16 protein-coding genes and 1 pseudogene are annotated in these 19,461 nt (G+C 43.7%); 10 read left to right on the top strand and 7 right to left on the bottom strand.

The features are described from left to right. Positions 1-404 precede the first annotated feature (404 nt). The 5 genes from FNW02_RS24350 to FNW02_RS24330 form a co-directional block, all read right to left on the bottom strand. Positions 405-1,397 (bottom strand): metal ABC transporter solute-binding protein, Zn/Mn family, encoded by a 993-nt coding sequence (locus FNW02_RS24350; RefSeq protein ID WP_191760065.1) that lies wholly within the window; start codon positions 1,395-1,397, stop codon positions 405-407. 744 nt (positions 1,398-2,141) lie between these two features. Next, on the bottom strand, positions 2,142-2,411 hold the full coding sequence (locus tag FNW02_RS24345) for a hypothetical protein (RefSeq protein WP_191760064.1): 270 nt from the start codon (positions 2,409-2,411) through the stop codon (positions 2,142-2,144). A 78-nt stretch (positions 2,412-2,489) separates the two neighbouring features. Next, positions 2,490-3,551 carry a WD40 domain-containing protein gene (locus tag FNW02_RS24340; RefSeq protein ID WP_191760063.1) on the bottom strand — a complete coding sequence of 354 codons (1,062 nt, stop codon included), beginning with the start codon at positions 3,549-3,551 and terminating at the stop codon, positions 2,490-2,492. A gap of 88 nt (positions 3,552-3,639) precedes the next feature. Beyond that, positions 3,640-4,611 (bottom strand): CobW family GTP-binding protein, encoded by a 972-nt coding sequence (locus FNW02_RS24335; RefSeq protein ID WP_191760062.1) that lies wholly within the window; start codon positions 4,609-4,611, stop codon positions 3,640-3,642. Between the two features lie 133 nt (positions 4,612-4,744). After that, positions 4,745-5,299, bottom strand: a complete 555-nt coding sequence (locus tag FNW02_RS24330) for a TetR/AcrR family transcriptional regulator (RefSeq protein WP_191760061.1) — start codon at positions 5,297-5,299, stop codon at positions 4,745-4,747. A 252-nt stretch (positions 5,300-5,551) separates the two neighbouring features. Between FNW02_RS24330 and FNW02_RS24325 the strand changes: the two genes are divergently transcribed. Genes FNW02_RS24325 through FNW02_RS24315 form a run of 3 tightly spaced genes read left to right on the top strand, consistent with a single transcriptional unit; the run spans position 5,552 to position 7,504 of the window. Then, positions 5,552-6,151 carry a glutathione S-transferase family protein gene (locus tag FNW02_RS24325; RefSeq protein ID WP_191760060.1) on the top strand — a complete coding sequence of 200 codons (600 nt, stop codon included), beginning with the start codon at positions 5,552-5,554 and terminating at the stop codon, positions 6,149-6,151. Positions 6,152-6,200: 49 nt separating this feature from the next. Then, positions 6,201-6,785 carry a pyridoxamine 5'-phosphate oxidase family protein gene (locus FNW02_RS24320; protein WP_191760059.1) on the top strand — a complete coding sequence of 195 codons (585 nt, stop codon included), beginning with the start codon at positions 6,201-6,203 and terminating at the stop codon, positions 6,783-6,785. A 29-nt stretch (positions 6,786-6,814) separates the two neighbouring features. After that, the gene (locus FNW02_RS24315) at positions 6,815-7,504 is read left to right on the top strand and encodes a DJ-1/PfpI family protein (protein ID WP_191760058.1); all 690 of its coding nucleotides are present in this window, start codon (positions 6,815-6,817) and stop codon (positions 7,502-7,504) included. An 80-nt stretch (positions 7,505-7,584) separates the two neighbouring features. Here FNW02_RS24315 and FNW02_RS24310 read toward each other — a convergent pair whose 3' ends face one another. Both FNW02_RS24310 and FNW02_RS24305 read right to left on the bottom strand, forming a co-directional pair. Next, positions 7,585-8,493 (bottom strand): alpha/beta fold hydrolase, encoded by a 909-nt coding sequence (locus FNW02_RS24310; protein ID WP_191760057.1) that lies wholly within the window; start codon positions 8,491-8,493, stop codon positions 7,585-7,587. A gap of 236 nt (positions 8,494-8,729) precedes the next feature. Continuing rightward, a complete protein-coding gene (locus FNW02_RS24305) occupies positions 8,730-9,170 on the bottom strand; it encodes a SufE family protein (RefSeq protein ID WP_191760056.1) in 441 nt (146 codons plus the stop codon). 660 nt (positions 9,171-9,830) lie between these two features. On the opposite strand from FNW02_RS24305, the gene psaK reads away from it, so the two are divergent. The 7 genes and pseudogenes from psaK to dapB all read left to right on the top strand — a co-directional run bounded on the left by psaK (position 9,831) and on the right by dapB (position 19,453). Beyond that, complete coding sequence (gene psaK / locus FNW02_RS24300; RefSeq protein ID WP_191760055.1) at positions 9,831-10,091, top strand: photosystem I reaction center subunit PsaK; 261 nt, start codon at positions 9,831-9,833, stop codon at positions 10,089-10,091. 455 nt (positions 10,092-10,546) lie between these two features. After that, positions 10,547-10,918 carry a sensor histidine kinase gene (locus FNW02_RS24295; RefSeq protein WP_191760054.1) on the top strand — a complete coding sequence of 124 codons (372 nt, stop codon included), beginning with the start codon at positions 10,547-10,549 and terminating at the stop codon, positions 10,916-10,918. Next, a complete protein-coding gene (locus FNW02_RS24290) occupies positions 10,918-14,601 on the top strand; it encodes a PAS domain S-box protein (protein WP_191760053.1) in 3,684 nt (1,227 codons plus the stop codon). Before FNW02_RS24295 ends, FNW02_RS24290 begins: the two co-directional genes overlap by 1 nt. A gap of 894 nt (positions 14,602-15,495) precedes the next feature. Beyond that, positions 15,496-16,989 carry a multicopper oxidase family protein gene (locus FNW02_RS24285; protein WP_191760052.1) on the top strand — a complete coding sequence of 498 codons (1,494 nt, stop codon included), beginning with the start codon at positions 15,496-15,498 and terminating at the stop codon, positions 16,987-16,989. 291 nt (positions 16,990-17,280) lie between these two features. Beyond that, positions 17,281-17,850 (top strand): annotated as a pseudogene (locus tag FNW02_RS24280) (Uma2 family endonuclease). A gap of 11 nt (positions 17,851-17,861) precedes the next feature. Beyond that, complete coding sequence (locus tag FNW02_RS24275; RefSeq protein WP_191760051.1) at positions 17,862-18,548, top strand: Uma2 family endonuclease; 687 nt, start codon at positions 17,862-17,864, stop codon at positions 18,546-18,548. A gap of 68 nt (positions 18,549-18,616) precedes the next feature. Then, positions 18,617-19,453, top strand: a complete 837-nt coding sequence (gene dapB, locus FNW02_RS24270; RefSeq protein WP_191760050.1) for a 4-hydroxy-tetrahydrodipicolinate reductase — start codon at positions 18,617-18,619, stop codon at positions 19,451-19,453. Positions 19,454-19,461 lie beyond the last annotated feature (8 nt).

Raw genomic sequence — 19,461 nt, 5'->3', positions numbered from 1 at the left:
CGGCGCAACCTCAGACATCTTCTAAGAGTTAATAAGAGTTGATTTTTAAACTTCATATTCAAATTCAGCAACGCCCGAATTCATCATAGGTAGACTAGCTGCTTTGCAAGTGGGAATGACAGCGCGGAATTTATCAGGTGCGACAATAGCAAGTAAGAAAATTATCCTTGCAATTATCAAGTCGAGTATTACGGCCGCGCTACGCTTAGAGCGTAGCGCGGCCGCAGGCTTTACGTAATTTGTAATTAAATGGGTAAGCCACTACTAAATCTGCATATTTAGTAATCTTCAATTAGTGGTGGGTTTAGAGCTAAGACTGGTTATAACTACAAATTACGAATTATGTTGACGTCATTTGCTACAACTCTCTTGACCAGAGCAACCCACTAGCTCCCCTATTTAGGCTACTTAGTAGCTTTGGCTTCAAACATCAAGTACGTCCCTCCTAGCCCTTCTACAATTGTGCGTGTATTAGCAATCATCATTTTTTGATAAGTTTCTCCGTCGCTTCCCGGTTCACCAAGTGCATCAGTATACAATTTTCTGTTAGAAACTTTTACTTTTGCCTCTCTGGCCACAGACTCAATCAACTTGGGGTTAGTTGTTGTCTCTGCAAAAATTGTTGGCACTCTAGCTTGTTTAATGCCTGTAACTAAATTTTTCACTCGTGCATCTGTTGGTTTTTCCGCAGTGCTAATACCTTCCAATGCCCCTGCTAAAGAAAGACCATACGCTTTGGCATAATAACCCATTGCATCATGAGTTGTGACTAATTTACGTTGTTTAGGCGGAATACTGGCAATTGTTGACTTAATCCAGCTATCCATTTGGGTTATTTCATTAGTGATTTTTCTGGCATTACTAATATAATTTTTTGCTTCATTAGGTTCTAATTTTCCCAGGTTGCGGTTAATTACTTCTACCATTCTGATAGTATTCTTGGTATTATGCCAAAGATGAGGATCAGTAACTTTCTTGCTACCTTTCTGGAGTCGTTGTGGCTTAGGCACAGCAGCTTGACCAACGGCTATTTTCGGCGCAGGGTTTTTAGATGCTTTAATTATTTTGATTAAACCTGGTTCAAAATTGTAGCCATTATAGAGAATAAGACTTGCTTGCTCAATAGCTTTGCGATCTTCCGATTTTGGTTGATAAAGGTGGGGGTCTGCACCAGGAGAAATCAAGCAGGTGAGATTAATGGTATCCCCAGCAACTTGTTTAGTTAAGTCACACAGTACAGTTGTCGTTGCTACTACTTGGGGAAGATTATCGTTTGTGCTAGTGGAGGTTTGAGTGAATGAGGTGCTTGCAGCTTGATTTCCGCACCCAAAAAATCCAATCGTCAAGGCGACAAGAGCAGCTCGTAAGGAATTACTTAATGGATTGTTGGACATCATCCACTCCTGCTGATTGTATAAAAACGATAATCATTATTAATATTTACTTAACGAGATACTAGAGGTTCAGGGTTAGGCTGTCAACTAACAAGGTGTCTATGCTACGCCAAATGTTAGCTACTCGTTGCAGGCTAGAAAACTAGAGGTCGCAAGAGGGTGATGCAGAGGTTAGTGCCTTTGGTAAGTAGTTTAGTGCGGTTTTCTCAACGCCTGCTGAAGCAGCAATTACACTATTGTGGTGATTCTGGTAAATATTGCAAATTGACTGTGATTATGCGATTAAAGTGTGGAATGTGGGGATGATAGTATGTATTGTTCATATGAGGTGATTTTGCTAGCCGAATCGTGAATCTAAGGCAATTGTAGCGGTAGGTTTAGCACGTGTGGGCATATGGAAGTTAAGAAAACTACCAATTAGCAAATTATCGGAGAACAGCAGTGGGTATTTGTGGCGCGAAGCGTGTGCTTGAAAGCGATCGCTGGTACAAGAGACTGATACCGTTTCACCTTAAGATTGATACAGATGGCAAGCAGAGGAGGCAGGGGGAGTAAGAAAAGTGATTATGTATCAAAAATAAAAATTTCTTGAAATGGTATGAGTTATTCTTTTTAATTAGGGCTGACATAAAATTCTGAGTGCAAACACTTTACGACAATTAAAATATTTGAAGCGTCGGTGAGATTTTAAATTGATAAAGGCACAACATTGTTGTGCCTTTATAGTATTTATAACTTGTAAATTTATCAAAAACTGGCAGATGGTAGCTTGCCTTGTAACCGCTGAAATTTAGCTTGAGTGCAATTACCGCAGTTGCATCCAAGTTGCTCAATGATTGGATTGGATGCTTGAGCTAATGGTGTTGCAAATTCAGTAATTTGCTGCGTAGATGCTACTGTAATAATCTGTGTAGCAGGTGCAGATTTCAGACTGGATGCGATCGCCGGATTGGCTACCATTAGTATAGATGCGAGAAATACAGGACAGGCAAGCAAAATCAGTTTGGCTATATTCATAATTGACACATAGATACTATTGTTGATACAGCATAGCCAATTTATTGGCTACATTCAACCTTGATTACTGAGTATTACTCAACTTCGCCCGAATCCTTGACCGCGCGAAACCCTTGACCAGACAAGTAATTCGCCATTTTCACCACCTGCGGCAAGTAGCTTGCCTTGGGGATGCCAAGCTAAGCTAGAAAATCCAGCTGAAACACCTGTGATCACTTGGGATACTTGCTTGGCTTTGTTCCACAAACACAACCAACCATCAGCAGCAGCCGAAGCGAGAAGGAAGCTTTTAGGTGCAAAAGCGATCGCACAGATGACACCCACATGATTAGTTAAGACTCGCGCTTCCCAACCCAAAGAATCATCCTCTAGCTTTTCCCAGACTACAATGCCTTCGACACTAGAAGATGCCAGTATTGGCGCACCCAGTTTAGTGGTAGCTTCTGACCAGGCTAGTTGACGAATTTTACCAGGAAAGCCACGCATCACCCAAGGGTCGGGGTTGTTCCATTCCAAGACAGTGACGCTGCGATCCATATTGCCAGAAGCCAGAAATTTGCCATCGGGCGACCAAGCCATAGCTACACTGACAGTGGGCATATCCAAGATGTATGGTTCTTCATCCCAATTTTGACTGTGCCAAATCTTGACTCCCTGATAACCGCTAATGGCTAGGTATTGCCCATCAATGCGCCAATCAATACCCAAGACTGACGAGTTTTCAAAATTCAGCGTCACGACAATCTCACGAGTATCTGCATCCCACACTTGCACGTAACGCCCCAAACTAAAAGCTAGTTGATTACCAGTGTGACTCCAAGCTAGCTTGTCAACCCATGCAGGGGCATTTTTCAAAGTGGCGATTAGTTCAGTGTCCTGCCAAATTTTGACCTGTCCATCTTGTCCCCCAACCGCTAAAAATTTTCCGTCTGGGGAAAAAGCAACGCAATCAACTGATTTACCATCACCAGTCTGCAAAGTTGTTAAATCGCCATCGTTCCACAATACTACTTCCCCCGCTGCGGAAGTTGCTGCTAGGGTTTTACCTTGTGGCGACCATGCGATCGCAGTTACATAATCTGAGAGTGTCCCCGAATAGTGTTCTTCAAATTCCTTAGATTTGTTAGTTGTGGAGTTCATATTTCCTGGGGATTGGGGACTGAGGATTGGGCAATGGGGAATGGGGAATGGGAAAATTCTTTTCTGTTCCCTGTTCCCTATTCCCTATTTACGCCAGACAGGCGAGGAAATCTTGTTTGAGTTGGTCTGCATCAAGGTTGCGACCGATAAAGACTAGTTCGTTTTTACGGGTTTCGCTTGGTTTCCAGGCGCGATCAGGTCTACCATCGAATATCATGTGTACCCCTTGGAACACAAATCGATTATCTTCCCCAGCAATATTTAAGATACCTTTCATTCTGAAGATATCTGGGCCTTGGGTACGCAGTAACTCAGAAAGCCAAGCGTTTAATTTTTCCCCATCAAGTTCACCTTTGTCCACTAACGCTACAGAAAAGACGCTTTCATCATGTACATGGGCATCTTCGCCTAAGAAATTCGGATCAATTTCCAACGCGCGGTCTAAATCAAAAGCTTTCACACCCAACAAAGCATCCATTTCTAGTTCAGAGTTGCGAGTACGGTAGATTTTAGCGATCGCATTCATCGCCCGAATCCGTTTTTCTAATTCATCTAACTCTTCTGGTGCGACTAAATCAGTTTTATTAAGTAAAATTACATCGGCAAAGGCAATCTGTTCTTGTGCTTCGTCCGCATCCCAGTGCTGCCAGATGTGCTTGGCATCCACAACTGTCACTACAGCATCTAGAGACAGTTGGCTTTGCATATCTTCATCCACAAAGAATGTCTGAATCACTGGTGCAGGGTCAGCTATTCCAGTTGTTTCTATTACTAAATGGTCAAACTTATCGCGCCGCTTCATCAAATTGCCGATGATGCGAATTAAGTCGCCGCGAACTGTACAACAGATGCAGCCGTTGTTCATCTCAAATATTTCTTCATCTGCATCGATAACCAGTTGATTATCAATGCCCACTTCCCCAAATTCATTCACAATCACAGCAACTTTTTTGCCGTGTTCGTAGGTGAGGATGTGATTGAGGAGAGTCGTTTTACCTGCTCCCAAATAGCCAGTCAGAACAGTAACGGGAACTGAATGTGTAATTACGTCAGCCACCATACTCTAAATGCCTCTTGTCTCACCTTATGGATAATCATTATCACCCATGATAAGACTTTTTATATTTTTGTGCGAACTTGGCATTGATTCGGGTTTCAGAAAAATAACCGCGTAGTTTAAGTTAGAAACACTGTTATATATCTATATCTCGGCAAAGTTCTTGCGGTAATCGTTTCACTACACGTTGAAAGGGAGCAAGATCGTTTAAGCCTTGCGCCAGTATTAGAGAGCCTTGAATTGCAATGACTGCATCTTCCCCTCGCTGTCTTGCCAGCGATTTGTCTAATCCTGCCTCAATCAGTACAGTTGCAATCTCATCAATCCATGTACGTAATAGAGCTTGTATTTTGGTATGAAAGATGTCTCGTGCCGAACCCATAAGCAATATGGCGAACAGGCACGGTTGTTGCCCACCTTCATATAGCTCACTGAGCTGAGCGCACATTTTCTGCAATCGAGTCAGTGCAGTTCCTTCACTGCGAAGCGCCTGTAGGATGTGTTCCTCCAAGTAACTTTCGAGAAAATTTAATACGGCATTCACCATGTCGTCTTTACCACCGGGAAAGTGATGATAAAGGCTCGCTTTTCCTAGACCTGTCTGTTGAGAGATCTTAGATAAGGTAGCTCCATCGTAACCATATTGTCGAAACAGATTTAGCAGGCATGGAATGTATGTGTCTTTTGGCATTTGCACCAATCGAAACTTTATCTCTTGACATTATACCGAACAATCGGTACAGTATTTCTATACCGAACGAACGGTACAAAAATTTATCAGTTTGAAGTAAGGAATCTTTGTGAACTGCGGCAAACAAAACAATGCTGTTTGTTAAACAAATTGACTTGTCATGATGAAGGATGCTTACATTCTTCTTTGGACTAAAACGTGACTTATTATCAACAAACTGTTCATATTTACACATGATTGAGGACTAACTCTATGATTAAGCTCTACGGTTACGAATTATCTGGTAACAGTTATAAAGCCCTTCTGTTGCTATCACTTTTAAATCTTGAATATGAGTGGATTAAAGTCGATTTGATGAAGGGAGAACATAAATCATCTGAGTTTTTATCGCTCAATTCATTTGGTCAAGTTCCTGTACTAGTGGATGGCAACATAACTATTGCAGACGCTCAAGCGATTTTGGTTTATTTGGCTCGTTGCTATGGCGGCGAGCAATGGCTTCCTTTAGATGCGGTGTCCCTTAGCCAGATTGTGCGCTGGTTATCTACCGCCGCAGGCGAAGTCCGTCAGGGCCCTGAATCTGCTCGCCTATACTACTTGTTCAACGCCACGAGCATTAATATCGACCGAGCTAACCAGAAAGCAGAATTCATTCTTACACAACTCGATCAACATTTGCGCGATCGCAAATGGTTAGAGTTCGAGCGACCAACCATCGCAGATGTGGCAGTTTTCCCCTACGTCGCTTTAGCACCTGATGGCAAGATTGCCCTTGACCCCTATCCTCACATCCAAAACTGGATGGCTCGAATCAAACAATTACCAGGTTACATCCCTATGGTAAAGCTCTAGAAAATGCTCCCTTGACTAGACTCATATTGCTATCTCATAAGATGAAGTTATGCCACGTAAATTTACACAACTCGCCTTCACTCCTGCCGTCAAAGCAGCTCAAGAACAACGCGGTTCCCGACAAACCTACGCTCGATTTGAAAAAAATGGCCTCGATAACGATACTATCACGCCACAAATCGGAGAATTTATTGCTCAAATGGATGGTTTCTACTTGGGAACTGTCAGTTCTAATGGTTATCCTTACATTCAGTTTCGCGGTGGACAACCTGGTTTTTTAAAAGTATTAGATGACAAGACCCTGGGATTTGCTGACTTTAAAGGAAATGTCCAGTATGTATCTGTTGGCAATCTTTCAGAGAACGACAAAGCCTTCTTATTTTTAATGGATTATCGCGATCGCAAGCGATTGAAAATTTGGGGACGAGCTAGGTATATAGAGAAAGATGACCAACTAATAGAACGTCTGAAGGTTCCCAACTATGAAGCGGAGATTGAACGAGTAATTTTGTTTCAAGTTGAAGCCTGGGATTGGAATTGTCCGCAACATATTCCCGTCCGCTATTCCGAACAGGAAGTGGCGGTATTGCAAGCCAGAATTACTGAACTAGAACAACTTATCGCTGCTCAATAATACTAAGAATTCACACAAAAAATTAGCTTATGTCAACTCATCGCATTACCGGGTTTCGCTTGGGCATTTACGTTTTCAAAGATGCTGAAGTCATTGATTTTGCTGCTCCCTATGGAGTATTTTCCGTTGCTCGCCGTTTTGATCCAGAACTCGATGTATTTCTGGTTGCAGAAAGTATGCGTCCTGTTCAAACCCAAGCAGGATTTACTGTTCTGCCAAACTACTCATTTAACGATCAGCCTGCAATGGATGCTTTCCTCATTCCAGGGGGCTTTGGTACACGCCAAGAACTACACAACCGCAACTTGTACGCATTTATTAATTCTTTACCTGAAACTTGCTTATTGACAAGTGTGTGTACAGGTTCTTGGATTTACGGCAAGATGGGATTGCTGAATGGTTTACCTGCTACTAATCGTAAGGAACCAGACCGACTGGAAGCTTCTTTAATGGGCAAAGTTCCTATCGAGCGCTTAGCAGAAATTGCACCTGCGTGTCGGGTGAGTCGGGCGCGGGTAGTGGATGCAGGTCGGATCGTTACAGCAGGAGGTATCAGTTCGGGAATGGAGCTAGGATTCTATCTATTGCAACGAGCTGGATATGATGACCAATTTCTTACTGAAGTTGCTCGCACAATGGAGTATCATCAAGCATACGCAATGTACAAGCAAGATGTTGAAATGTCTGAATCTACAGGTGCAAAAGCTTTCCCTTGTTAAATAACTCTTACGGCATGGTTGTAGAGTTTTATGCCCAGGAGTGTTGCCAGCGATCTGAATTTTGGTGTCAGGATTTAATTTTATGAGGGTAATAAAAAATCTCCAATTGCCTCTAGCACAGCGTCAGGGTATTCTTCATGGAGTCCCAAGGAACCAGGAACCACGACGCTTTTGACTCCTGGCAAGGCTGCTAAAGCGTCCATTTCTGCTCGTGATTTGGGAGGGCTAGATTCTCCAATTACTACCATGAGCGGCACGGATAACGATCGCACAAGTGCCAGAAAATCAGATTGCTCGCGCACAGCATCTAGATTACCAGTCACAAAGGCAGCAGGAGCAAATCGCGCTCCTGGTTTTTGAGTTGTTTGCCACTTCTTCTCTATAAAGTTGGGTGTAAGTTTAGCCGCGTCGGTAAAGACATGGCGGCGATACATAAAACTTAAAAAAGATGGAGTGGTATTGAGTTTGTAGAGAGCTTGACCGAAAATAGGCGATCGCACTAATTCTTTTACCATGCCAGCTGTCTGCTGAGTTGCTCCCATTGTTGGTAAAGGCCCACGCCAAGTGGGAGCTACCAACACAATCCGCTCAAAAACAGCAGGCTCTCTTTGGACTAGTTGCAACACGTAACTAGCAGCATGACCAGCGGCAATTACTGTAATGGTATTATTAAACACAGATTTGACAAAATCTGCTAAAAATTGGTGATATAAAGCTGGGTTATAATCTAAACTGGGTCGAGAAGATTCCCCAAAACCAGGCCAATCAACCGCTACAACTTGAAAGTGCGGAGCTAATAACCTGGCAAGTTCACCCATTTCTAAACGTGTGGAAACAGTGCTGAAAGCTGGGAGTAGCAATAGTGGTGAACCTTTGCCAAGAGTTTCATAAACAACGCGCAATTGCTGATTGTCCCAGTTCCAGAGATATTCTTGAACTACTCCACCAAAGCCAACAGTATTAGAAGTTGATAATAAGTTGGTAGACATCAGATTAAATTTTGTTATTTGTTATTTGTTATTTGTTATTTGTTATTTTTGATTTAACTATAGCGGTTCTCACTTGAGTGAAGTACAAGAAGAAATAATTAACCACACAGAGAAGTCGGAGCGGCGGCTTCTGCCGAGATCAACTTCGGTGTGAACACGGATAAACACCAAGAAAATTGTACCTCAGCCGATTAAGAAACGCTATAATGACCAATGATAGTCCTAACGAAATAAGTTTAGTTTGGCAGATCTAACTTACATTCCAACGCCTTTTTTTGCATAGTTTTAAAAATATTGTAAAATCCATTGGCGCGGGAAGGTGTTAGGCTGACATTTAAACCTGTTGCTTGAATAAAATCTGGAGTTAGTTGGACAATTTCAGTTGGCGTTAATCCATTCAATCCTTCAACCAACAGCCCGACTAATCCTTTAGTTAATTGGGAATCAGAATCGCCCTGAAAGGCAACTTTGCCATCATCAAGAGATGCTGTGACATAAACTTGAGAAACGCAACCAGGGACTTTGTTTTCGGGTATTTTATCCGATTCTGGAAACTCATTGAGCTTCTGAGCATACCAGATTAGCTGTTCATAGCGTCGCTTAGGTTCGGAAGCGCGTTGAAAGCGCTGGACAATTTTAGTGAGTGCAGGTGGCAAAGAATCTAGAGTTGAGGACATAACAGAAGCTGCAATTAATCGTTATCACTTTGAGTGTAAATTATCTTTAAAGCGATCGCGCTTTCAGTTTACTTTGGCATCTAAGCTAACCATAACAGTAGTTATTGGCTATAAATTGTCAAATTTAGATAATTAATGCGATCGCATAAATATCAGTTATGATTTTGAATCGGTACAATTATAAAAACTTAGTTCTTTTCTTAGCCATCCTTTGCTGCAATTACATAAAAGCTCCAATCAGTTCAGCATAGACTTAACGCAGTTACATAAGCGTCTGAGTGCTCTAAACTTATCTAATAATTAATACGATGACTCTTATTATCTGAAAAAAATATACTATAGCGTTTCTCAGATAATTGATGTTTAGATTTGCTATTAATGAGGCTGTTTACCCACTACTCTCTATTTTAACGCGTCCAAGTCTCCAACTCGCTTGATGAAGGTTTTGCCCCCATCTTTTTTCAGGATGGACTATATGGGCGATCGCAAGCAAGACTCAATTAGTCTCTAGCAGCGAAAAAGCTAGAGTAGGAGGCTAGTTGTATTAAGTAGTTAGAATAACTGTTAAATATTAATGCAAAATTAGGAGTTTTCTGGAATTAAGCTCTGAAATATTCAGATTATATTTTCAATCATTAATAAATTTCAGGAGCAAATCAGGTGTTAACTTCGACCTTACTAGCTGCTGCAACCACACCCCTATCATGGAGTCCTACAGTTGGGATAATCATGATTCTAGCGAATCTCGCTGCTATTGCCTTTGGCAAATCCACAATCAAGTATCCTAATGCAGAACCAGCCCTACCCTTACCCAATCCACTTGGTGGGTTTGGTGTACCTGCATTATTAGCAACAACCGCCTTTGGTCATATCTTAGGAACGGGCATTATTTTAGGGCTACATAACTTAGGGAGAATCTAGTTGTTACCATCAGCCTTGATTTGATGATTCTTTTGTCTCCAACTAAGAGTCAGAAAATTAATTTTCTGGCTCTTTTTTTGTTGAATACTGAGTTTTAAATAGTCACCCGCCTGGAACTAAAGTTCCAGGCTAAAAGCTAAAGTCTACTGAAGTAGACTAAAGATTTTTGGGGATATTTTTAGTCATCTTCAGATGACTTTTACTATTAGCAAGGAACTTCAGTTCCTTGCGGGAAATAATTTTCACGTTAAGTTGACACCAATGCTTAACACTTGGCTGGAAACCCATATTTACACTTCTGAAGAAGGATTGTTCGTTTATTTGCAGGGTGATACTGTACGTAAACAGGCCGAATAGCACTGCGTGAACTGAACGAGACTTGAGAACAGCGAGTCAAACAGCGCATAGTTCAACTCAAAGCCATCAACCAAGAACTGGAGGCATTTTCCTTTACGATGTCTCATGACTTGCGATCGCCCTTGGGCTGCATCTATAGCTTTGGTAAACTGCTTCAGAAAAAGCTTGACTCAAACTTATATACACCTGCGATCGCTCACAAGCCGAAATTACCATCGGCAGCGCCGACTTCTGATGAAGTGGTATTATTTGTGCAAGACAATGGGGCGGGGTTCGACATAAAAGACCGCGAGCGACCGTTCCAAGTTTTTCAACGCCTGCATCCCCAAGAGGAGTTTGCCGGAACAGGGGTAGGACTTACCAATGTCCAGCGCATCATTCATCGGCATGGCGGTTACACTTGGGCTGAAGGCGAAATTGATCGCGGCGCAACGTTCTACTTTTCGCTACCGAAACAGCAGGCACTATAATGGCATCACTCCAGTTTCTCTTGCTCGAAGATAACCCACTGGATGCAGAAATCGTTCAAGTCGCACTATCAAATGGCAACATCGACTACAAACTGATGAGGGTAGAAACTCGCACTAAGTTTGTGACGGCGCTAGAAATTCATCAATTTGACTTGATTTTGGCAGATTATGCGCTGCCTGATTTTGATGGCATCTCGGCGCTGGAAATTGCCCGCAAGCTTTGTCCTGATGTGCCATTTATTTTTGTCTCCGGTAGTTTGGGCGAGGAATTGGCGATCGAAACGCTCAAAAATGGAGCCACAGATTATGTGCTGAAGCAACGGCTAGGGCGGCTAGTGCCATCGGTGCAACGGGCATTGCGAGAAACTCAAGAACGCCGCGAACGGCAACGGGCAGAGCAGGAGCTACAGCAAACACATCAAACCCTGAAAACGTTAATTGAATCGTCTCCTTTAGCGATCGCACTCATTGAACCGGATGGCACAGTCCGGCTCTGGAATCCTGCGGCGGTGCGGTTGTTCGGCTGGAGTGAAGCAGAAGTGCTGGGACAACCCATCCCCATTGTCCCAACAGACAAGCTGGAAGAATGTCTCCGGCTGCGAGAGGCACTTGCCAAGGGAGAGACATTTTTTGGGGTAGAAACCTATCGCTGTAAGTTGGATTGTTCCAGGATCGGCGTTAGTATCTCGGCTGCCCCGGTTTATGACGAGCGTGGCCGCGTCAAGGAAATTATACTGATCTTCCAAGACATCAGCGAGCGTCAGCGGACAGATGAAGCGCTGCGAATTCAAGCACGGGTGCTGGAAAGCATGACTGAAAGCGTAGTTAGGATGGATGCGACAGGCATCATTCAGTTCACCAATGCGGCATTCGATACTATGTTCGGCTATGAACGGGGCGAACTTCTGGGTCAACCGGCAGTAGTGCTGAATGACTTGCCTCCAGATGAGAATCGACAGTTTGTCAACGAGGTAATTACCACATTACAACAGGAGCAAGTTTGGTCTGGGGAAGTGCGGAATCGCAAGAAAGACGGCACTTCCTTCCTCACCGCAGCCTATGTTTCTACCTTGAACATTGAGGGCAACACCTATTTTGTGACCGTGCAGCAAGACATCACCCATCGCAAGCAGGCAGAACTCCTAATGGTCGAGCAGAAGCGAGTGCTAGAGTTGACTGCATCGGGGCAACCTTTGGACGAATGTCTCTCAGCTTTGTGTGACTCAGTGTCCAGGCTAAATCCGGGCACACGCGCCTGCTTCTTGCTCACTGATGCTCAACGGCAGAGGTTTAAGAGATCCATTACCCCAGACTTTCCGCCGTCCTTTGGTCAAGGGCTTAAAGATGCCCCGATTAATGACCTGTGCATCGGCACCTGCGGCGAGGCAGTGTATCGCGGTCAGCCCATGACCTGCGCTGACATTGCCAATGATGATCGCTGGTCGCCAGAATGGCGAGAATTATGCGTGGCTCAGGGCATTCGGGCATGTTATTCTGCGCCCGTGCTGGGCATCGATAATCTGCCCTTGGGATCGCTGATGCTGTGCTTCAACGAGGCTCGGCTGCCGACCGATTGGGAATACCAACTGGCTGAGTTTGGCACCAAAGTTGCTAGCATCGTGTTTGAGCGCGATCGCTCGAACTTTGCCCTGTCCCAGAATGAATCCCGGCTCCGTCTGATTTTTGAGAGTGCAAAAGATTACGCGATCTTTACCCTCGATTTTAACGGCATCATTGCGAGTTGGAATTCTGGCGCAGAGAGACTTCTGGGCTACACAGAAGCCGAAGCGATCGGCTGCCCCGGTCGAATGATCTTCACACCGGAAGATAACGAACAGGGACGACCCGATTGGGAAATGCAAACTGCTCTGACGCAAGGACGGGCAGAAAACGAACGCTGGCATGTCCGTAAGGATGGGAGCCGCTTTTGGGCGAGTGGGTTGATGATGCCCCTGCTCGATGAAGCCGATCATCCGCAGGGATTTGTCAAAATTTTACAGGACAAGACCGCACAACGGCAGGCAGGTGAGCGGCTGCAATTGCTTTATGAAGCCACCCGCGATCTCCTTTCGACAGACCAGCCTCTCGCGCTGATGCACAATCTATTCAGCAAGCTCTCCGCTCAACTAGAGTTGCACTGTTATTACAACTTTATGGTGGAAGAAAAAGACAGCCAGCAGATGCTACATCTGGTTAACCATGAGGGTCTTTCTGAGGAAGCAGCACAGGCGATCAAGTGGATCAACTTTGGTGAATATCTCTGTGGATTAGTAGCACAATCGCGGCAGCAAATTGTCCTCAGTCAAGCCCAACTCTCTCCCCATCCCAATGCTCAAGCCGTTTGTGCAATGGGCATTACAGCTTATGCAGGTCAACCGCTGATTGCTCAAGGGCGGTTACTGGGCACACTCTCATTTGCCAGCCGCACCCGGACAGATTTCACGCCAGCAGAAATTGAACTGTTGCAATCTACTTGCGATCAGATCGCGATCGCTCTGGAACGGGCAAACCTGACGGCTTCACTCCAGCAGCAAGCAAAGCAGTTAAGACAGGCAAATCGCATCAAGGATGAGTTTTTAGCAGTACTTTCACATGAGTTGCGATCGCCCCTGAACCCGATTCTAGGTTGGTCAAAACTTCTCCAAAACGGCAAGCTGGACAAAACCAAGACCGCTCAAGGGCTTGCCACCATTGAACGGAACGCTAAATTACAATCCGAACTGATTGAAGATTTGCTAAATGTTTCCCGCATTCTACAAGGTAAACTTAGCCTAAATGTAAGTCCAGTCAATCCAGCCGCGACGATTAAAGCCGCGATCGAAACGGTGCATCTGGCAGCAGAAGCCAAGTCCATTACAGTAGAAGCAACCCTTGACCCGGAAATTGGCCAGGTTTCCGGCGATGCAACTCGTTTACAGCAAGTGTTCTGGAATCTGCTTTCCAACGCGGTCAAATTTACTGCCGCTGGTGGGCGAGTGGCGGTACGCTTAGAGCAGGTGGGCAACCAGGCTCAGATTACCGTTAGCGACACCGGCAAGGGTATTCATCCTGACTTTCTACCATTTGTGTTTGACTATTTCCGGCAGCAGGATGGCACGACGACGCGCAAGTTTGGGGGATTAGGATTAGGTCTAGCGATCGTCCGTCATTTGGTTGAACTGCACGGTGGCACAGTTCAGGCAGACAGTCCTGGTGAAGGGTTAGGAGCAACCTTTACCGTAAAACTGCCGTTGATTCCCGTCCCTACCGCCATTAACCTCGATCATTCTGCTTCTGAGCCATCGCTTGATTTGAATGAAATTCAAGTTTTAGTCATTGATGATGAAATGGATTCCCGCGAGTTTGTGGCGTTTGTCCTGGAGCAGGCGGGAGCGAGGGTAATAACTGCCACGACCGCAGACGAAGGATTTGCAACATTAATACAATATCAGCCCGATGTATTGCTCAGTGATATTGGAATGCCCAATATGGATGGCTATATGCTAATGCAACAAATTAGAGCATTACCGCCAGAACAAGGTGGGCAAATTCCCGCGATCGCCCTGACTGCCTACGCCGGAGATTTTAATCAGCAGCAAGCATTGGCAGCGGGATTTCAACAGCATGTAGCAAAGCCAATTGAACCAGAAGCGCTGATCAAAATCATTGCAACGTTGATGGGAAAGAGTCAAAATAATTCATAATTATTACCGAAAAGCGAGTTGAAAGCTCCGTGCTTTCCAGCTTTGTCATTCCCACATTTTTGCTACTGTCAAATTGTCGTCAAACCCATAGTCTGCCTACGATTCAAATTCTGGGCTTCATAGCCCAACTCCACGCTTTGTGGACTAAAACCCTTTCTCAGTCTTCTTTATACCGATTCAATTAATGATTGCAAAAAATCCTTTGCTAGAAACGTTGTAATGCAACCTCTCTACATGGTCTATCTGTCACATTCTTTTTTTTAATTGGTATAATTTTATATTTTAGATTTTAGATTAAAAATTGAGCATCAGATATTAACTATTAGGAAAAGATAAAGCAATTCTTCCTTTTCTTCTTTTCTCCCATTCCCATTTTCTATTCCCTTCATCTCATACAAACATAAGTCGGGTCATCTATTAGAATCACTAGGCATTTTTACAGCAATTTTCATCAGTTGCGGCTTGGTAATAAAACGTAAACTTGCTTTAAGGGTATAAGTAAATACCTCATACTTAAGAGGTTAATAATTACGCTTATACGAGGTAAATAACATTTACATATTTACCAAAGCTTTTAAGCGCATAGTGTTACAATGACTATAATAAGCAAATAAAAATCAAGATAAAAATATAACTATTAATAAAATTTTTTGTACTTAATTTTAATGTCAGTAATTAACATTTATAACTATTACTTAAACAAAGTTTAGCGTTCCGTTATATATTTTTTGAAATAATTTATTTAGGTAGATATAGCAAAGCTGTCACAAGAAGAAAAATAGCTAAAACCTTTGCTGGAATAGTTTTTTTAGCTGACATAATGTGCAGGAATAATTTTTTGCCTACTATTAAACAAGCCAGATTTACATAATTTTTTAGATAGAGAATAATACTATGAAGAGAATTAGCAGACGTGAAGCGCTGAAATTAGCAGCGTTTGCAGGTGGGTGTGTTTTGCTACCAGTAGTACTTCAGCATCGCGGATATGCTCAGAGAACCGATGAGAGAGTCGAGCCGTTTACACTTTTCTTCCGTAAGCCGCCAGTGTTGAGTCCTGTACGTAGCGATGCAACAACGGATTATTACAGGCTGACGATGCAAAGGGCTACTGTCGAAATTCTGCCAGGTCTAAATACCGAGATTTGGGGCTACAACGGTATATTTCCGGGCCCCACAATTAAACAACGTAGAAATCGGCAATCAATTGTACGGTATATAAATAATATTGGTAAACCCATGTCGGTTCACCTGCATGGAATGGCATCGCAACCCCAGTACGATGGCTACGCTGAAGATTTAATTCCTCACAGGTACTACAAAGACTACATATATCCCAACAACACCGCCGCTACTTTGTGGTACCACGACCACGCGCTCGGTAAGACTTCTCTAAACGTGTACATGGGGATGGCTGGGATGTATATTGTCCAAGATGAAAATGAGCTTAGTCTGCCACTTCCCAAAGATAATTATGATATCCCGTTAATTATTCACGATAAGAAATTCGCGTCTGATGGTTCACAAGTTTTTGATGATCAAGCTCAACACGGTCTGATGGGCGATGTGATTACAGTCAATGGCGTTCCTTGGCCTCGCATGGAGGTAGCAAACCGCAAGTATCGCTTCCGCATTTTAAATGCATCAGTTTCCCGCTCTTACAAACTTGCTCTAAGTACGGGCGATAATTTGACTGTGATTGGTACTGATGCTGGGTTGCTGTCTGCACCAGTGAGTACTAAAGATATGCGTATCGGGATGGCAGAGCGCTATGAGTTGCTCATTGATTTTTCTAAGTATTCTCTAGGGACTCAGATAGTACTGCAAAATCTTGGGCCTGCTAATAACGATAATTTTGGCAATACAGATAAGATCATGCGCTTTGATGTGGTGCGTCAAGAGAGCGATGATAGCTCTATTCCTAGCACACTACGCAATATTCAATTCTTACCAGAATCTTCAGCTGTGCGATCGCGCGACTTCACATTCCAGCAGAATAATCGATTGTGGGTGATCAACGGTAATGGATGGAACCGAAACCGAGTTGATGCTAATCCCCAACTCGAAGAAGTGGAAATTTGGAGACTGCACAACAACTCAGGTTTGTGGTTTCATCCGGTTCATCTTCACCTCATTGATGCTCAAATCCTCGACCGTAATGGTCAACCGCCTTTGCCCTATGAGCGTGGTTTGAAAGATGTCTTTTACGTTGGTGAAAACGAAACAGTAAGGGTGATTGGCAAGTTTAGACCCAATATAGGAAAGTATATGTACCACTGCCACAATATGGTTCACGAAGACCACGACATGATGAGTCAGTTTAAAGTAGGGTCAGGTGGCATAGACCCGCTGTCAGCCCCCGCGAAGCCGCTTCCAGCTCCACCGCTTTAAAATTGTTTCGTCCATAACACTAGTAGTTTGCTTGCGCGAATTACTAGCGTCGCAAGTCTAAAGTTGTACATTAGACATAGGTTGGGTTTCGCGTCTCTCAACCCAACACCCTTATCGATATTGGGTTGACTTCAGGAAACCCAACCTACAATTTTTTTGCAACAATTTAGGTGTGTCACGCTACTAGGTTATAAATTTAGATACCTTTGCTCAGGGTAGCCTACAGCTTACCTTGGCTTTTAGACTTTTACTAGAAATGCCAATATAGATTTAGATGTTTCAGGAGGTCTTATGTCCCTAAGTGTCAAAGACCTGGAGAAAATGCAGGCAGCTTATCCTGACTATCGCATGGAATTGGTTGACGGAAACATAGTTGTCATGAGTCCATCAGGTTATGAGTCTGAAGAAGTAGGAACTGAGTTTGCCCGACTTTTGGGTAACTGGGTTAGACCGCGCAAACTTGGACATGTAGCTGGTTCCAGCGCTGGCTTTAGACTGCCTAACACAAACTTACGCGCTCCTGATGTATAATTTGTTCAGGCAGATAGGCTTAAACGTTGCACCGAAGACTATGCAGAATTAGTTCCTGACTTAGTGGTCGAAGTTAAATCTAAGACTGATTCTCTCGATAAACTCTGCCAGAAGATTCAGGAGTTTATCAGCCTGCGTACTAAAATCGGAATTTTGATTGACCCCAGAACTAGAATTATAGAGGTCTACCGTCCTGGTGAAAAAGTGACATTGCAGAACAGTGACGTGCTGACTCTCCCAGACTTACTCCCTGGCTGGGAATTAGTGGTTGATGATGTGTGGTCGCCAGTGTTTGAGCAGTTTACCACCAAGCATGAAAAACTCAACTAGTAAAGCAAACTATGTTAGCCATTACACCACATTACGAAATAACCTGGGAAAAGCTACCAGATGACTTTGTATTGGATGATCAGCCAGTGGACAATATCAATCAGCCATCATTGGCTGCTGCGTTAACTGAAAGCTTAGAAATTGCTGGAAAGCTACCAACAAATGCGTTAACCACCACTAACTATGGTATATGTGCAACATTAAATCGAAAGTTTATTATTAAAGCTCCAGATTGGGCTTATATACCAGTAATTACAGTTCCTAGCGAAGAAGTGATACGCAGTTATACTCCTCAACTACAAGGTGAAATTCCTACTATCGTGATGGAATTTCTCTTTGATACAGAAGGGGGCGAGTATTCCAGCAAACCTACCTATCCTCCTGGTAAGTGGTTTTTTTATGAACAAGTTCTCCAGGTTCCCAATTATGTAATTTTCGAGCCAAAAATAGGAGATTTAGAGGTTTATCAGTTGGATGGTTCCGGGCAATATCAACTCAGGAGTTGTGATAATAATCATCTTTATTGGATTGCCGAAATGGGGTTATTTTTAGGAGTGTGGCAAGGAAACAGGGAAAATAGAATAGGTTACTGGCTTAGGTGGTGGGATGAAAATGGCAAACTCTTGCTTTGGGGAGTGGAAAAAACTGCACGATTAGCTGCACAACTAAGAGCAGCCGGAATTGAACCAGAAATTTGAGGAGCTAGCCACTAGATCACCAAAGTCTCTACAATTCCCTTGTTGACTCAAAAAGTATTTCTCGACCTATGACGAATCAAGCTCCTATCCCAGTTATTGTCAACGGTGCTGCTGGTAAGATGGGCCGTGAGGTGGTTAAAGCGGTGGCGCAAGCGCCTGACTTGAACCTAGTGGGTGCAATTGACCACAGTCTGGAACATCAAGATAAAGATGCTGGAGAACTGGCTGGTTTAAGCGAACCGCTGGAAGTGCCGATTACCAATCAATTAGAACCGATGTTAGGGTATGTGGCTGGCGATAGACAGTCGCCTCCGGGGGTAATTGTAGACTTTACCCATCCTGATGCAGTTTATGACAATATTCGTAGTGCGATCGCCTACGGGATTCGTCCGGTAGTTGGCACTACGGGGTTAAGTCCCGAACAAATTCAAGATTTGGCAGACTTTGCCGATAAAGCTAGTACTGGATGCCTGATTATTCCTAACTTCTCTATTGGTATGGTGTTGTTGCAACAAGCAGCAATTGCAGCCTCCCAATATTTTGACCACGTGGAAATTATTGAACTGCATCATAATCAAAAAGCTGATGCTCCCAGTGGTACGGCGATTCAAACAGCACAGTTATTAGGAGAATTGGGTAAAACTTTTAACCCGGCTCTTGTGGAAGAAACGGAGAAGTTGCCAGGAGCCAGGGGTAGTCAGGCAGACGAAGGCATTCGGATTCACAGCGTGCGCTTGCCGGGGTTGGTTGCCCATCAAGAAGTGATTTTTGGCGCAGCAGGTCAGATTTATACTTTACGACATGACACGAGCGATCGCGCTTGCTATATGCCAGGAGTACTATTGGCGATTCGCAAAGTCTTGGCGCTAAAGTCGTTAGTATATGGATTAGAAAAGATACTCTAAACCTTAGC

Origin of the sequence: Komarekiella delphini-convector SJRDD-AB1, from assembly GCF_014831675.1 — a bacterium.
Lineage (GTDB): Bacteria > Cyanobacteriota > Cyanobacteriia > Cyanobacteriales > Nostocaceae > Komarekiella.
This window is presented reverse-complemented; position numbering and strand designations above follow the sequence as displayed.

Coding starts and splice junctions, on each gene's coding strand:
- FNW02_RS24320 (WP_191760059.1), top strand. CDS start 6,201: ATGCCACGTAAATTTACACAACTCGCCTTCACTCCTGCCGTCAAAGCA.
- FNW02_RS24315 (WP_191760058.1), top strand. CDS start 6,815: ATGTCAACTCATCGCATTACCGGGTTTCGCTTGGGCATTTACGTTTTC.
- FNW02_RS24310 (WP_191760057.1), bottom strand. CDS start 8,493: ATGTCTACCAACTTATTATCAACTTCTAATACTGTTGGCTTTGGTGGA.
- FNW02_RS24345 (WP_191760064.1), bottom strand. CDS start 2,411: ATGAATATAGCCAAACTGATTTTGCTTGCCTGTCCTGTATTTCTCGCA.
- FNW02_RS24285 (WP_191760052.1), top strand. CDS start 15,496: ATGAAGAGAATTAGCAGACGTGAAGCGCTGAAATTAGCAGCGTTTGCA.
- FNW02_RS24330 (WP_191760061.1), bottom strand. CDS start 5,299: ATGCCAAAAGACACATACATTCCATGCCTGCTAAATCTGTTTCGACAA.
- FNW02_RS24340 (WP_191760063.1), bottom strand. CDS start 3,551: ATGAACTCCACAACTAACAAATCTAAGGAATTTGAAGAACACTATTCG.
- FNW02_RS24295 (WP_191760054.1), top strand. CDS start 10,547: ATGTCTCATGACTTGCGATCGCCCTTGGGCTGCATCTATAGCTTTGGT.
- FNW02_RS24350 (WP_191760065.1), bottom strand. CDS start 1,397: ATGATGTCCAACAATCCATTAAGTAATTCCTTACGAGCTGCTCTTGTC.
- FNW02_RS24335 (WP_191760062.1), bottom strand. CDS start 4,611: ATGGTGGCTGACGTAATTACACATTCAGTTCCCGTTACTGTTCTGACT.
- dapB (WP_191760050.1), top strand. CDS start 18,617: ATGACGAATCAAGCTCCTATCCCAGTTATTGTCAACGGTGCTGCTGGT.
- FNW02_RS24290 (WP_191760053.1), top strand. CDS start 10,918: ATGGCATCACTCCAGTTTCTCTTGCTCGAAGATAACCCACTGGATGCA.
- FNW02_RS24275 (WP_191760051.1), top strand. CDS start 17,862: ATGTTAGCCATTACACCACATTACGAAATAACCTGGGAAAAGCTACCA.
- FNW02_RS24305 (WP_191760056.1), bottom strand. CDS start 9,170: ATGTCCTCAACTCTAGATTCTTTGCCACCTGCACTCACTAAAATTGTC.
- FNW02_RS24325 (WP_191760060.1), top strand. CDS start 5,552: ATGATTAAGCTCTACGGTTACGAATTATCTGGTAACAGTTATAAAGCC.